The sequence below is a fragment of the Streptomyces sp. NPDC005281 genome, from assembly GCF_040607495.1.
Lineage (GTDB): Bacteria > Actinomycetota > Actinomycetes > Streptomycetales > Streptomycetaceae > Streptomyces.
Genome location: NZ_JBEXGX010000024.1, coordinates 1 through 13,982, shown reverse-complemented (window position 1 = coordinate 13,982; position 13,982 = coordinate 1). Strand labels below are relative to the sequence as shown.

Here is a 13,982-nt window from a genome sequence, read left to right as displayed (position 1 = left end):
GGTGTAAGCGACCTTGCTCGACGCGTTCCGGTAAGCCGCGTGCCGACGACGTCGCGGAGACACTGGTCCCGCACCACGCCCGGCTGACCTGCCGGCCGTGCCACCGACAGCCCCGAGCCGCGTCGACGCGGCGGTGACCTGCGCATTCCAGGCAGTTGATCAGCTACACCACCTGGCGGGACGCCATCCAGTTGGGGCCGCGCACAGCGCGTGGCCCCAACGCCCGTACTTCTGCGGACTTCATGCCCACTCCGCGGATCACCGAGTTGCCGGGCGAAGTGCGCTCGCTAATCGAGAAGGCCAGTGGCCGGATCGCCGATGTCGGGGCCGTCCACGGGGGCCTCTTCCGCATCATTGAAGGCATCGACTGACCGAAGGGCTCAGCCATCGCTGAGCATCCGTCACCTGATACACACCGCCGGGTCGTCGTCGGTGACGGCCGTGGGGCTACCGCCCCGGCCGTCGCGCCGCACGCACGCATCAACCACCGTGACATCCGGCCAGGACATCGGCCCCTCTTCGGATGGACAGCAGGGTTCACGCACGTCAGCGGGCCGTTCGGATGAGTCGGGTAGGGGGTTAACGTTCGAGGCGGAGGGTGACTTCGAGGGAGGCGCGGATGCCGCCGAGCTGGTCCAGGACCAGGCGGACCCAGTCGTCCTCGGCGACGCGTTTCGCGTGGGGTTTCATCACTTCGTCCAGGGCACGGGTCATGTGCCGCAGCTCGGTGGCGAACAGGATGCGCCCGTAAGCGATCCACACGGCGGGGTCTTCCGAGAGCTGCCAGCCTTCCAGGCGTGACCAGGTGACGGGCGGGGTGCACGCTCGGGGGTGCAGGCCCACGGCCAAGACGTCGACCCCGGTCTGGTCCTCGTCGGCCGGGGCGGCCCGTCACACCGGGCCGATCACGAGTCCCGTGAGAACGACGGAGTCATGCGGACACCGTGACCACGTGCTTGCCTACGACGCCCCCGCGCTCGAACGCCTCGTGCGCCGCGGCGATGTCCGCGAGCGGGTACACGCTGTCGACCACCGGACGCAGCGCACCCGAGGTGACGTGGTCGGCCACCTCGCCCAGCACGGCGCTGCCGGGATTGGCGCTGAAGGTGCGGATGCGGCGGGAACCGTGCACGCTCGACGCGGCGATCGCGGCCAGGGCAGACAGGGACAGTCCGACGGTGACCATCCGGCCGCCCTTTGCCAACCGGTTCCGGTAGCTGTGCAGTTCCGTGCCGACGGTGTCGACGATGACGTCGAACGGGCCGATCCGGTCCGAGGTGGTGGAGCGGTAGTCGTGGACCTCGTCGGCACCGAGTCCGGTGAGAAGTTCTGCGTGGCGGTCGCGGGCCAGCGCGGTGACATGGCCGCCCATCGCGTGTGCCAGTTGCACGGCGGCGGTGCCGACTCCGCCGGCTGCGCCCCGCACCAGGACCCGTTCCCCGCCCGCGACGTGCACGCTGTCACGCAGCGCGATCAGCGCCGTGGCGCCCGCCACGACCAGGGAGGCTGCGCCGACCGACGAGAGGCCCGCCGGAGCATGCGAGATACGGTTCGCTGCCACCGTGACGTACTCGGCCGCCCCCGCGGTGACGTGCCGCTGCCGGGGGTGCACCATGCCCCACACCCTGTCCCCGGCCCGGTAGCCCTGGACGTCGGCGCCGGTCTCGACGACGGTACCCGCGAAGTCCAGCCCCGTACCGATCGGGAACCGACGTCCCGACACCATCTTCAACTCCCCCGCGCGGAAGATCACATCGTGGCCGTTCACGCTGGTCGCCTCGACCGACACCAGTACCTCGCCCGCACCGGGAGCGGGACGGTCGACCTCGTTGACGCGCAGGACGTCCGCCGCACCGTAACTCATGATCTGAACGGCCTTCATGTCGCTGTCCTTCCGTGACCGACTTTGGTGCCTCCGATGCTGGACCCCGGACGCGACATCACGGTCGTTCCCCTCTTCCTAGGTCTGGCAGACCCACCCTCGCCGGCCCCGCCCGCGGCATACTGCTGCGGTGACCTACGACTTGCTCGCCCTGAGGGAAGCCCCCCGGCGTGAACTCGCGGAGTTTCTGCGCACCCGCCGAACCCGGCTGCGGCCCCAGGACGTCGGCCTGGAACCGGGCCCGCGGCGGCGTGTCGCCGGGCTGCGGCGCGAGGAACTGGCCCTGCTGGCCGGGGTGAGTTCGGACTACTACCAGCGCATGGAGCAGGGACGCGACGTACGCCCCTCCGACCATGTCCTGGACGCCCTCGCGCGCGCCCTGAACTTCTCCGCCGAGGAGACCCGGCACCTGCACAGCCTCGCCGCCGCCGCGCGAACCCCGGCCCGTCAACCACGTTCGTACATAGCGGAGGAGGTACCCGACACCACGCGGCGGCTGCTGCGCACCATGACCACACCCGCTCTGGTCGTCGGCCGGTTCCTGGACGTGCTGGCCTGGAGCCCGCTCGTCGGCGCCCTGCTGGGCGAGTTCACACAGCTACCCCAGACGCAGCGGAACCTGCTGTCTCTGTTCCTGCATCCCGAGGCCGACCAGACCTGCCCGGAACGAGCGGCCACGGTCGCGGAACTGATCGGGATGCTGCGCACCCAGGTCGCTGCCGACCCCGAACACCCGCGCGCCGTCGAGCTGGTGGGTGAACTCGTAGTCCACAGAGACGAGTTCGCGGCCCTGTGGGCCCGCCACGACGTCGAGGAACCGACCCGCGGCCAGATGCGTGTCAACCACCCCCTGGTCGGCGAACTCAACCTGGACTGGGATGCCTACCCCATGCCCGGCACCCCCGGCCCCATGCTCATCGTCTGCACCACCGCCGAGGGCAGCCCGGATGCCGAACGACTCCAACTCCTCGCCGGTCTGCTCGACGTCCGCTGACCCACCACAGAATCGAACCCCGCAGACCGGTTCGATCTCGGCCAGTAGGCCTCAGCCCCGCACAGCAGGATCAAATACCATCACGCACACCGCCAGACCCTTGACGACCACCACCCGAGGCTGCTCGCCTGAGCGGGGTCGGTGCGGATCTCAGTGAGGATCTGCCGGTTCTTCAGATGGGCGAAGCCGTGTTCGACCGGGGCGCGTCCGGCTGCCAGAACCGCGCCTGGACGCGTACAACAACGACACCAGGGCCTCCGGCACTGCTCGGTCAGATTCGCATCCCCGAGCCACCGAGAGGCCCTGCCTTGCACGCACAACGGGAAGATCACCCCGGCGGGAAACCTGTTCGGCTCGCCCGTTCCATGATCGGTTGAGATATGGCTTCTCAAAAGCCGGATCAGGCCCCCACTGCCACCTTCCGGACGCAGCTTCGTCACAGTCCCGATGGCGGCGAATAGAGCACGACTTCGCTCACCGGTGTGAATCCCAGCCGCCGGTAGACCGGCGCGCCCAGGTCACTGGCCTGCAGAGTGCAGACGAATGCTCCATGCTGCCGCCCAATGACCATTGCCGCCGCCGTGAGCGCCGCGCCGATGCCCCGCCCACGATAGGTGGGATCTGTCCCGACCCAGTAGACACCTGCAACACCGTTGCTGATCAGCACGGCCGATGTAGCCACCGCGCGACCGTCAATCCGCCCGACCAAGCGGATCAGGCGGCCGAGATCGGTGCGCAGGTTGGATTCAGCGTCTACTACCAGGTTCCGAAGCGTGGGGCCGACTCCGAAAGATGACGCGTAGGCATCGACGTAGTCCGTCACACCGTCCGGTCCATCGACGCGTTCGATGATGAGGCCGGCGGGCAGAGGCGGTTCAGACAACCGGTCGAGTCGGACTGCCATGATTGGCATGCTGCCGTTGCGGGCTGTAGCCGCGCTCCCGCAATGCCTCTGCCACGCCGGCGTCGCTGTCCGGGCCAACCCACCATCGCCAGGGCAAGTTGGCCAGTTGCCGCTCAGCATCAGCGGCGGCCTCGCGGACACTGCGACCGCTGAGCCTCAGGACACCATTGAGCAGTCCGTGCTGGAGGCCACTGCGGTAAACGATCAGATCCTCATGGATCGAGTCGGATCCGCCCCAGGCGAGCCAGTGTGCCCGAAGATTAGCCAGTTGTAGAGAAATGTCATGAATAGAAGTTGCCTCCGGTTCAGCGGTATTCATGATTCCACCCTGAAGCCGGAGGCCGGGTCGCGGTCGACGACCGTGACCTGCCGGTAGAAGTTGGTGAGCACTGCGGCTGTGAGGAGACCGGCGAAGCCGGCGCCGAGGACGACTGCGTTTTCGTTGTTTTCGTTTGGCACGAGACGAATGCTCGGCGCTCCCTCATGCCCAGAAACAGGTCAAGCGGTGTCCACCTTGTGCCCGTAGACCTCGCGTTCCCACATCCAGTCCGTGATGTGAGCCACCGCCAGGTCCCGGTGCCGGCGGTAGGTGCTGAAGGACAGGTGCAGCGACTGGGCCACGCGCTCCTGCGGGCCGGCCGGGTGCAGAAAGGTGCGGTCGACCACCTCGAACAGGCCGCGGCGGTCGGCCCGCAACGGCTCGGCGGCCATCGCGAGGAGCTCGTCGAGCCCTGAGCCGGATGACCGCACGACCCGCGATCGCATCAGCGGATTGCGCCGCAGTGCCTGCGGCGCGTGCAGATCGCGCAGCGCCGCGCGGACCGACTCGGCGAACTCGGGCTGGGAGAGGACGAGTTCGGCCGACTGCTGCTGCGCCGGCCGGGCCGGGGCGCCCACCTCGCGGGCCGCGGTGAGTTCGAGCCACTCGGTGAGGCCGGTGCGTCGCCAGTCGTGGACGAAGACCGGGTAGGTGGTCTCCCCGATCGTGTACGTCGCCTCGGCTGCCGGCCAGAAGTCCAGATAGCCGAGTGTCGGCTCCCACAGTCCGGCATCCGCGTACGCCCCCACCAACGTCCAGGCGGAGTGGTCACGCGTGAGGATGTCGAGGATCTGGCACACGGCGAACAGGGTCAGTGACGGCGATGAGGCCTGCCCACGGTCACGGTCGAGGAAGAACCGCCAGGCCCGTACGTGCTCGCCGGGGCGTGCCGCGCCGTGCTGCTGGGTGTACTGCCACATGCTGTCGACGCCCGGATCCACCCCGAGGTCCTCGGCGCGCAGGTCGAGGCAGGCGCCGAACCCTCGTGGCTCCCCGGCCGGTCCGCGAAAGACCCGGAAGGCTCCGGGCTGGCGCCGTATCCAGCAGGCCACCAGCTCGGCCTGTTCCGCACCCTGAGCCCGGGTCGTCATCTCAACGATTGCGGCCGTGTCTTGCGGCCGCAGCGCATCGATATGGTGATCGACGGGCCGCGCGGCCGCGACGTATGCCGCGAGCCTGGTCCGCGGGCAGGTCACGACGATGGCGTCGGCCAGGAGCCGTTGCTGCTCGCGTGGGTCCGGCGCCGAGCGGATCCGCGCGACCAAGTCGGCCCGCACCTGGTGATGCACCTCGGCGTAACGCTGCGGATCGCGCCACCGCAGGTCGGCGTCAAGGACGTCGCGGACCGTGTCGTGCAGGAACAGGCCGTACGGACCCTCCCCGACGAACGACAACGTGCGCAGCCACGTGAACAGCTCCCCGGCGTTGTCACCGACCACGGATCGCAGGACGTTCTCGGTGATGACGTTGGCGTGCGCGCAGACCTCCAACGCCAGTCGATGGCGCGGACTTGGCACATCGTCCAGGGTGCGTGTCAGCAAGCTGCGCACCACGTCGGGCAGATCCCCGAGCGTGCGCGGCAGAACGCCACCGCCCCGCCGTACCGCGTCCACGAGCATGGACAGGGTGAGCGGGTGGCCGTGGCTGATGTCGAGCAGACGCTCGTGGAACTCGGCGGGGACGTTCTGCCCCGCCAGGTAGGCCCGGCCGTCACGCGGCGCGAGGTTGCGCAGCGCGACGACCCGAACCAGCTCGCGCCAGGCGGGATCGGCCAGCCACCGCGACGAGGGCGGTCGCCGTGCCGCGATGACCACGACCGCGTCGGCGGGCAGCCCTGGCAGGAACTCCTCCCGCACCCAGTCGTCGATCGGGGCGAGCAGCTCGTAGGTGTCGAGCAGCAGCACCGCCCGGCCGCTGATGGAGTGCGCCTCGAGGGAACCTGGGACCGGCGGCACATCGCGGCCGTCGATCGTGGTCGGATCGGCGCCCGCAGTCACGGCGACATCGGCCAGAACATCCAGCAACGCGCTCTTGCCGATGCCGCCAGGACCGTGAAGGTAAAGCACGCCGCCTGCGCCCAGCATCGACCGGAACAGCTCGATCTCACCGGTGCGCCCCGCGAAGGCTTGGCGTCGTAGCTCACTCAGCCGCTGCTTGATGATCGTCACACCGCGACACTACCCATCGTCGAACAGCACGTGCCGGCAGCCATGGCAGCCATGGCAGCGAAAGGCACACGGGCAGCAGGCCGCGCCCAGACCCCGGTGATCACGTCGGCGAAGGTTGATCCAGAAGCGCGGATCTGCGGCAGGGGCGGTGCTCGCCTCGGCTGACCGCCGCCCCTGCCCCTCATGGCGCCCTCGGTCCGTCGACGAGCCTGGTCGTCGGCCGACCGAGGAGCCGGGAAAGATCGTCGCTGACACGCGCGAACGCCCCCGCGGCGATGGTCTCGTCGAGATTCACCAAGAAGCTCGCCAATTCACCTACAGCCTCTCCGGCGACACGGACTTCACCTACGCGGACATCGCGAAAGCGACGGTCATCGTCGGCTCGAACGCCACTGGTGTAGTAGACGTGCCGGACATCCGCGCTCTTGGCGGCATCGATGACAGAGAGGTGTTGAGCGAGTCGATTCGGGTCGCTGCCGGAGATCAGCACCACGTCGGTGTGCCGGGTGACCACTTCGGCGACGCCGGCCGAGTCGGACAAGTCGACGGCGACAGGGTTGAGACCCGCGGACGCGAGCTCACCGAGGCGCAGCCGGTTTCGACCGACCGCGGTGATCGACTCGGGAGCGGCCCCCGGTCGAGCAGCGCATTCAGGACGTAGTCGCCAAGTGAGCCAGTGGCCCCGAAGACCAGGATCGACGACTCAGGCACGGTCATGGAGCGTCACCTGGTAGCTGTCGAGGTCGGCAAATGTGAAGGTGCGACCGAAGGGGCCGTCGATCGGTGCGGAGACGATGGTGTGGCCGTCGGCGACGAGAGCATCGTGGATGGCCTGGACGTCGGTGGCGTGCAGCCAGAGCGCGACACCGATGCCGGGCTGGGGCACGGAGTCGAGGTCAGTGCCGGGGACGATGTCGCGGAGCGCGAATGCGATCGGCTTCGTCTCGAAGACGACAGCGTGCGGAGGCCCCGCCTGCGAGCGGACGAGGCCGAGGTACTGCTCGTAGAACGCCTGCGAGGCGTCGAGGTCGCGCGCCTGGAGCGAGATGAAATCGGGGCCGGTGACGGGCATGGCGGACTCCTTGGCTTTCGTGTCAGCTTACTGACACAAGAGGGTATGTCAAAATACTGACATGAGTCAAAGCGGGGACGGCATCGACCTGGACAAATCACTGGGCTACCTGCTGAAGGAGGCTTCGAGTGCCCTGCGCGCAGCCATGGAGGAGGTGCTGCGGCCGCTCAGAATGACGATCACGCACTACTCGTGCCTTGAACTGCTCGCGCAACGGCCGGGCTTGTCGAACTCCGAGCTCGCACGAGGCGCCTTCGTGACACGACAGTCGATGAACGTGCTGCTCCGAACCCTGGAGCGAGACGGCTACGTGACCAGGCCTGCGGAGGCGCCAGTCGGGAAGGTCCTTCCCGCGCGACTGACGCCTCGCGGCCGAGAGAGCCTGGAGAAGGCGAGCAAGGCGGTCCGCTCCGTCGAAGTCAGGATGCTGGCCGGCCTGACCGAGGCTGAGCGGTCGGACGCGCTCCGAGTACTGCGGAGCATGATCCATTCCCTGCGCGATGACAATGACGGCGCATGACTACGCTTCCCGGTGCACGCCTCGGCGCGCCGGTTCAGGCGCGTCTGTGGCGTGGTCACCGTGCTGGCTGTCCCAGAATGCGTTGTGCGCCAAGCCCAGCGCGGCGAACACCAGCGGCTCCGCCTGCGTGAACGGCTGCTCGAAGCGCGCCTCGACCGCAACGTCGGCGCAAGCGGCCCGGGGCACCACTGGCCGCGCCTGTAGCCCGCGCGCCAGCCGGTGCGCCGCCACGCTCTTGGCCCCGACCCGGTCCGCGACCCACCGGGTCGACAGCGCGGCCGAACTAGTTGATCGTCACCAGGCCGAGGAGGACCAGCAGGTCCGCCAGTCGGCCCGGCGCGACCTCCCCCACCGGAAGCGGCGCCAGGAACGGGGCGCTCCCGCCGGCCGGGACGACCCGCTGCGCGCGTGCCGCCAGTTGCGCGGCCGCCAAGCCGTCCGCGATGCCGATCCGGCACTCGACCCCGCACGCCTGTGAGGGCAGTAGGGGCCGGCACAGGAGGGCCGGGCGAGCCGGTAGCCGCCACGCACCGACGCGAATGACAAGGCGGCGGGGACAGGCCCCTCCTGGACGCAACGCTGGATACGGCCCGCCGGGGCGGTGCGCTGTGTGCGGATCAGCGGGCGATGGAGATCGCGAAGGGTGCGAATCCGCTGGAGCGGATCACGTTCGGCGCGAACAGGATCGCGGCCTCCGTGGCGCGGGCGGTCCGGATGCCGCCGAGGTCGGTGAACCATTCCGTGTGCCAGCCGAGGCCCGTGAGCAGTTCACGGACGGCCTGCTTGGCCTGAGGATCGTCGTCTGAGAGGAACGCGGTCGGTGCCTGAGCGAGTGTGGACGGTGCGGTCATCACCGGGAAGAGCATGGCGTTGAGTGTCTTGACGACGCGTGTTTCCGGGAGCGCTTCCTGAAGTTGTTCGGCGAGGCTTGAGCCGGGGTGGAGCGGGTCGCCAGGCAGTCCGTCCGGTCCGTCGACGGTGGCGTTGGAGACGTCGACGAGGATCTTGTCGCGCAATTCCTCGCGCAGGGCCACGAGCCGGTCCAGCGAGCCGGCGCCCGGCGTGGCGTTGATGACGATCTGGGCTGTCCGGGCGGCGTCGGCGGCGGCGCCCGGTCCGCCACGGGCACCTGATGCCACGCTCGGGTGAGAGCGGCGGCCAGGCTGCCGCCGACGCGGCCTGTGCGACACGGCCGTTTCCGAGTACGGCGATGTCGTACATGTGGCCGTCAACGCAGACTCGCGACAACTGGGCTGCACCTGTCCTTCAGCACCTACCGCCGGCACCGGGACCTGGCGGTGGCTCACATCACGGACTGGATGTGGGAACGCGAGGTCTACAGACACCAGGTGGACACCGCTTGACCTGTTTCTGGGCATGAGGGAGCGCCGAGCATTCGTCTCGTGCCAAACGAAAACAACGAAAACGCAGTCGTCCTCGGCGCCGGCTTCGCCGGTCTCCTCACAGCCGCAGTGCTCACCAACTTCTACCGGCAGGTCACGGTCGTCGACCGCGACCCAGCCTCCGGCCAGTACCGCCGGGGTGTCCCTCAGGGCAGGCATGCCCACAACCTCCTTCCGGCCGGGGCGCGAGTCGTCGACGAGGTCTTTCCCGGTCTGGTGGACGAGATGAGCGCCGACGGCGCGATTGTGGCGGATGTGCTGTCGGACTATCGCCTCTATCTCGGCGGGAAGGAATTGCCGCGGGTGCCGGTCGGTGCGCACTCCGTCCAGGCCACCCGGCCGTTCTACGAGCGCCACTTGCGCCGACGGCTGGTCGCCCAGGACGGCCTGCGGATGGTGCTCGGCGCCGACGTGGTCGGGCTGATCGGCGATGACCGGCGGATCACCGGCGTGAGCATCCTGCGGCAGGAGCCCAGCAGCAGCGAAGAGACGTTGAATGCCGACCTGGTGGTCGACGCGATGGGCCGGGGCAGCCGTACCCCGGTCTGGCTCCAGCAACTCGGATACGAACGTCCCGTCGAGCAACGCGTCAACGTCGATGTCGCCTACGCCAGCCGGCTTGTCCGGCTCCCGCCTCAGCCCGGCCGGGCACTGCTCATCGGCGGCGAGGTCAAGGCCAACGGCCGCGGGCTGCTGTTGCTGGCGGTCGAGGACGGCCAGCACATACTGACTGCCACCGGGACTGGTCCTGGCGCGCGCCCACCGACCGACGAGGCCGAATTCGCGGAGTTTGTTGCCGCGGCGGCCCCGGACGACGTGGTCGCGGCGCTGAAGACCGCCGAGGCGCTCAGCGACATCGTCGCGTACCGTTTTCCCGCGACCCTGTGGCGCCGGTACGACCAACTCGCCGGCTTTCCGTACGGGCTGGTCGTGGTCGGGGACGCGCTGTGCTCGTTGAGCCCGGTCAACGCGCAGGGCTTGACGGTGGCGGCGCTGGAGGCCCGCACGCTGCGCGACACACTCTCAGCGGGCCGGCGCGACGTCGTCGCGGACTACTTCGCCCGGGCGACTCGTATTCTGACCGCGCCGTGGGGGATGGTCGGTGAGCCGGGACAACCCGCGAATCTGACGCAGAAGATGCAGGGCGCCATGATGAGTCGGCTGATGGCCGCGGCGGCTACCGACCCGACGGTCGCGGCCCAGCTCATCCGGGTCCTGGCTCTGCTCGACCCGCCGTCGAAGCTGTTGCGGCCGGCCGTGCTCGGGCGAGCGTTGCTCCGGGCAGCATGAGTGCGGGGAAGATCGACGGGGAGCACTCGCCGCAACCCCGTACGAGCGCCGACACGCTGCCGGCATCCCCGAGTCGTCGCCTAACTCAGGGGACGATCACGCCTGCCGTCCTCGGGAGCATGCCCGCGAGTGATCACACTCGGCGCCGATCCGGCAGACGCCCGCAACGCGAACCCCGGCCGTCACCGCGCCATCTCCCGAACGCCGTCGGCCTGGTCCGCACCCGTATCCGCTCCGTCAACTCGTCAATCGAGGCACATCGTGGAGAGAGACGGCATCGCACCTCGGCCCTCAGCCGACGCCCGCGTCGTAGCTGATGTGTCAGCGGTGTGAGCATCAGGCCTCCCACAGCGAGAACACCATGGCTCAAAAGGATCAGTGGAAGGCGATCAGCTTCTATGAACGGTGCCGAGACTGTCCTGCGCACCCTGCTCAACAACGGCGTGGACGTCTGCTTTGCCAATCCGGGTACGTCGGAGATGCAGTTCGTCGCGGCGCTCGACCGCCACCCGGCCATGCGCGGTGTGCTGTGCCTCTTCGAAGGTGTAGCGACCGGGGCCGCCGACGGCTACGCCCGCATGACCGGCCGGTCGGCCGCGACCTTGCTCCACCTCGGCCCCGGCCTGGCCAACGGCCTGGCGAACCTCCACAACGCCCGCCGAGCGCGCACCCCGATCGTCAACGTCATAGGCGACCACGCCCGCTCGCACAAGGAGCTCGACTCGCCCCTGGAATCCGACATCGATGCCGCAGCCGCGACGGTCTCCAACTGGGTGCGCCGGCCGATGACCTCGGCGCACATCGGTTCCGACACCGCCGCAGCCGTGGCGGCAGCGATGAGCGCCGGGGTGCCCGGCGCCCCGGACCGGTCACGAACCGGCACCTCCGGCGCGATCTCAACACTCATCATCGCCGCCGACCTTTCTTGGGAAGAGAGCGCCCCGCCCGCGCCACACCTCCCGGCACCGCCACTGCGTCGCGTCACCCGCGCAGACGTGGAAACCACAGCTGCATTGGTCGCCGGTCCCGAGCCCGTCGCGCTGCTGATCGACGGAGCCGGACTGGGTGAGCGCGGCCTGCGAGCTGGCGCCCGGATAGAGAAAGCCACCGGAACCGCCGCCTTCTGCCCAACCTGGCCCGCCCGGCTGCGGCGCGGTGCAGACGTACCAGCGATCCAGCCCCTGGGCTACCGGGCTGAAACGGTCAACCAGCAACTGGCAGGCATCAAGCACCTGATCCTGGTCGGAGCACGCGAACCAGTGGCATCGTTCGCCTATCCGGGCCGTCCGGGCCTTCTCACTCCACCGGGAACGCGAGTGCACCACTTGGTCCCCGAAGAGGGATTCGATGTCATCGACGCGCTGAGCGAACTGGCAGACATCGTCGCGCCGGGCACCCGCGCAGTGCTGCCGGCGCAAGACGCTCCGCCTCCAATCGCGGACGAGCCGTTGCGCACAGGCAACTGGGCACAAGTCATCGGCGCCCTGCTCCCACCGGAAACGGTCATCGTCGACGAGTCCATAACCGAGGGAATGAACACCCTCTTCCCGGCGACCGCCAACTCTGCACCACACGACGTACTGGGCCTGACCGGCCTCGCCATCGGGCAAGGCATCCCCGTTGCCGCCGGCGCAGCCATTGCATGTCCCGAACGGCCCGTCGTCTGCCTGCAAGCCGACGGCAGCGCGCTCTACACCATCTCCGGACTATGGACCCAGGCCCGCGAAAAGCTTGACGTGACCACCGTCATACTCAACAACCGCTCCTACGCAATCCTGCGCGCCGAACTGGACCGCGTCGGCGGCGGCCGAGCCGGACCGGCCGCCAACGCCCTCTTCGACCTCAGCCGACCCGACATCGACTTCACCGCCGTGGCCACCGGCATGGGCGTCCCCGCGACGCGGGCTGCAAGCACAACCGAACTGGCCGAACAATTCTCCACCGCGCTGGCCACACCCGGACCACACCTCATCGAGGTAATCCTCCAGCCGACCTGAACATCGTCCGGATTGGCGACAGCCAAAGACGTCGACTGTCCGGTCGAAAGGGAACCACCATGACCACTCCCATCACGATCATCGGCGCCGGGCTGGGCGGCCTGACCCTCGCCCGGGTCCTGCACCAACACGGCATCCCCGCGACCCTCTACGAAGCCGAGACGTCGGCGGAGGCCCGCACGCAGGGCGGCCAGCTCGACCTCCACGAGTACAACGGGCAGCTCGCCCTCGAAGCGGCCGGCCTCACCGACGAGTTCCGCGCGATCATCCACGAAGGCGGCCAGGCCGTGCGCGTGCTCGACCAGCACGGCGCGGTCCTGCTTGACCAGCCCGACGACGGCACGGGCGGGCGTCCCGAGGTGCTCCGTGGAGACCTGCGCCGGATCCTGCTCAACTCGCTGCCGAAGGAGATGATCCAGTGGGGACACAAGGTCACCGGTGTCCGCCCCCTGGGAGGCGGAAGGCACGAGCTGGCGTTCGCCGTAGGGCCGACCGTGACGACCAGCCTCCTCGTGGGCGCGGACGGCGCCTGGTCGAAGGTCCGGCCGCTGCTCTCCGACGCGAAGCCCGAGTACGTCGGCACCTCGTTCATCGAGACCTACCTGTACGACGCCGACCAACGCCACCCCGCAGCAGCCAAGGCCACCGGCGGCGGTTCACTGTTCGCCGTCACAGCCGGCAAGGGGATCCTTGGCCATCGAGAGGCCCACGCCGTTCTTCACACCTACGTCGCGCTCACCAAGCCGCAGGAATGGATCACCGCCATCCTCGCCAGTCCCGAAACGGCGGCGGCCCAGGTTGCGGCAGAATTCTCGGGATGGGCACCCGAGCTCACCGCACTGATCACTGACGGGGAAACCGCTCTCGCCCCGCGCCCGATCAGCGCCCTACCGATCTGCCACCGGTGGGACCGCGTTCCCGGAGTGACGCTGCTGGGCGACGCCGCCCACCTGATGTCACCGTTCGCCGGGGAGGGAGCCAACCTCGCCATGTTCGACGGCGCCGAACTCGGCAAGGCCATCACGGCACACCCCCATGACATCGAAGCCGCCCTCGCCGAGTACGAGCAGGCTCTCTTTTCCCGCAGCGCCCATTTCGCCACCGAATCCGACAGGAACCACCGGCTCATCTTCGGCGACAACGCCCCCGCCGGCTTGCTCAACCTGCTCACCGGCCTGAAGTCGACCGAGTGAAGGGTCCACGGGTCCGCGATCGTGAGCGGCAGGCGTCGGTCTGGCCGCCCCACGGCGGTCGGTCGTTACGCCTGCCGCCGGGGCTGGTGATCTGATGAGGGTCTCCCGTCGAGCAGTACGTACTCCGGTTCGTGCTCGCGCAGGACCTAGTACTCCAGCAGTACTTCGTGGCTTGACCTGGGGAAACGTCGAGCGGTGGGAGTGTAGCGGGCAGGATGCCGTCACGGACGGCTTCTGCCC

General features: G+C 68.9%; 15 protein-coding genes and 1 pseudogene. 6 read left to right on the top strand and 10 right to left on the bottom strand.

Annotation, left to right across the window (positions count from 1 at the left end):
- Positions 1-155: 155 nt before the first annotated feature.
- A complete protein-coding gene (locus tag ABZV42_RS29145) occupies positions 156-371 on the top strand; it encodes a hypothetical protein (RefSeq protein WP_355984849.1) in 216 nt (71 codons plus the stop codon).
- Positions 372-579: 208 nt separating this feature from the next.
- On the opposite strand, the gene ABZV42_RS29140 is transcribed toward ABZV42_RS29145, so the two are convergent.
- The gene (locus ABZV42_RS29140) at positions 580-843 is read right to left on the bottom strand and encodes a hypothetical protein (RefSeq protein ID WP_355984847.1); all 264 of its coding nucleotides are present in this window, start codon (positions 841-843) and stop codon (positions 580-582) included.
- A gap of 88 nt (positions 844-931) precedes the next feature.
- On the bottom strand, positions 932-1,882 hold the full coding sequence (locus tag ABZV42_RS29135) for an NAD(P)-dependent alcohol dehydrogenase (protein ID WP_355984845.1): 951 nt from the start codon (positions 1,880-1,882) through the stop codon (positions 932-934).
- A 130-nt stretch (positions 1,883-2,012) separates the two neighbouring features.
- On the opposite strand from ABZV42_RS29135, the gene ABZV42_RS29130 reads away from it, so the two are divergent.
- Entirely contained in the window at positions 2,013-2,876 is an 864-nt protein-coding gene (locus ABZV42_RS29130; RefSeq protein ID WP_356054302.1) for a helix-turn-helix transcriptional regulator, read from the top strand.
- A gap of 436 nt (positions 2,877-3,312) precedes the next feature.
- Here ABZV42_RS29130 and ABZV42_RS29125 read toward each other — a convergent pair whose 3' ends face one another.
- From ABZV42_RS29125 to ABZV42_RS29100, 6 genes are all read right to left on the bottom strand, one after another.
- Positions 3,313-3,780, bottom strand: a complete 468-nt coding sequence (locus ABZV42_RS29125) for a GNAT family N-acetyltransferase (protein WP_356054300.1) — start codon at positions 3,778-3,780, stop codon at positions 3,313-3,315.
- Entirely contained in the window at positions 3,752-4,099 is a 348-nt protein-coding gene (locus ABZV42_RS29120; RefSeq protein ID WP_356054298.1) for a hypothetical protein, read from the bottom strand. The genes ABZV42_RS29125 and ABZV42_RS29120 overlap by 29 nt, the downstream gene beginning before the upstream one ends.
- The gene (locus ABZV42_RS29115; RefSeq protein ID WP_356054296.1) at positions 4,096-4,239 is read right to left on the bottom strand and encodes an NAD(P)-binding protein; all 144 of its coding nucleotides are present in this window, start codon (positions 4,237-4,239) and stop codon (positions 4,096-4,098) included. Before ABZV42_RS29115 ends, ABZV42_RS29120 begins: the two co-directional genes overlap by 4 nt.
- A 39-nt stretch (positions 4,240-4,278) precedes the next feature.
- The gene (locus ABZV42_RS29110) at positions 4,279-6,267 is read right to left on the bottom strand and encodes an ATP-binding protein (RefSeq protein ID WP_356054294.1); all 1,989 of its coding nucleotides are present in this window, start codon (positions 6,265-6,267) and stop codon (positions 4,279-4,281) included.
- A gap of 181 nt (positions 6,268-6,448) precedes the next feature.
- The gene (locus tag ABZV42_RS29105; protein ID WP_356054412.1) at positions 6,449-6,859 is read right to left on the bottom strand and encodes an NAD(P)H-binding protein; all 411 of its coding nucleotides are present in this window, start codon (positions 6,857-6,859) and stop codon (positions 6,449-6,451) included.
- Positions 6,860-6,970: 111 nt separating this feature from the next.
- Positions 6,971-7,339 carry a VOC family protein gene (locus ABZV42_RS29100; RefSeq protein ID WP_356054292.1) on the bottom strand — a complete coding sequence of 123 codons (369 nt, stop codon included), beginning with the start codon at positions 7,337-7,339 and terminating at the stop codon, positions 6,971-6,973.
- A 61-nt stretch (positions 7,340-7,400) separates the two neighbouring features.
- On the opposite strand from ABZV42_RS29100, the gene ABZV42_RS29095 reads away from it, so the two are divergent.
- Positions 7,401-7,859 (top strand): MarR family transcriptional regulator, encoded by a 459-nt coding sequence (locus ABZV42_RS29095; protein ID WP_356054290.1) that lies wholly within the window; start codon positions 7,401-7,403, stop codon positions 7,857-7,859.
- 283 nt (positions 7,860-8,142) lie between these two features.
- Here ABZV42_RS29095 and ABZV42_RS29090 read toward each other — a convergent pair whose 3' ends face one another.
- Positions 8,143-8,292, bottom strand: coding sequence for a hypothetical protein (locus ABZV42_RS29090; protein WP_356054288.1), 150 nt, complete (start codon positions 8,290-8,292; stop codon positions 8,143-8,145).
- A 184-nt stretch (positions 8,293-8,476) separates the two neighbouring features.
- Positions 8,477-9,080 (bottom strand): annotated as a pseudogene (locus ABZV42_RS29085) (NADP oxidoreductase).
- Positions 9,081-9,262: 182 nt separating this feature from the next.
- Between ABZV42_RS29085 and ABZV42_RS29080 the strand changes: the two are divergent.
- From ABZV42_RS29080 to ABZV42_RS29070, 3 genes are all read left to right on the top strand, one after another.
- The gene (locus ABZV42_RS29080; protein ID WP_356054286.1) at positions 9,263-10,552 is read left to right on the top strand and encodes an FAD-dependent monooxygenase; all 1,290 of its coding nucleotides are present in this window, start codon (positions 9,263-9,265) and stop codon (positions 10,550-10,552) included.
- Positions 10,553-10,950: 398 nt separating this feature from the next.
- A complete protein-coding gene (locus ABZV42_RS29075) occupies positions 10,951-12,549 on the top strand; it encodes an acetolactate synthase large subunit (RefSeq protein ID WP_356054284.1) in 1,599 nt (532 codons plus the stop codon).
- 59 nt (positions 12,550-12,608) lie between these two features.
- Complete coding sequence (locus ABZV42_RS29070) at positions 12,609-13,742, top strand: NAD(P)/FAD-dependent oxidoreductase (protein ID WP_356054282.1); 1,134 nt, start codon at positions 12,609-12,611, stop codon at positions 13,740-13,742.
- The last annotated feature ends 240 nt before the right edge of the window (positions 13,743-13,982 follow it).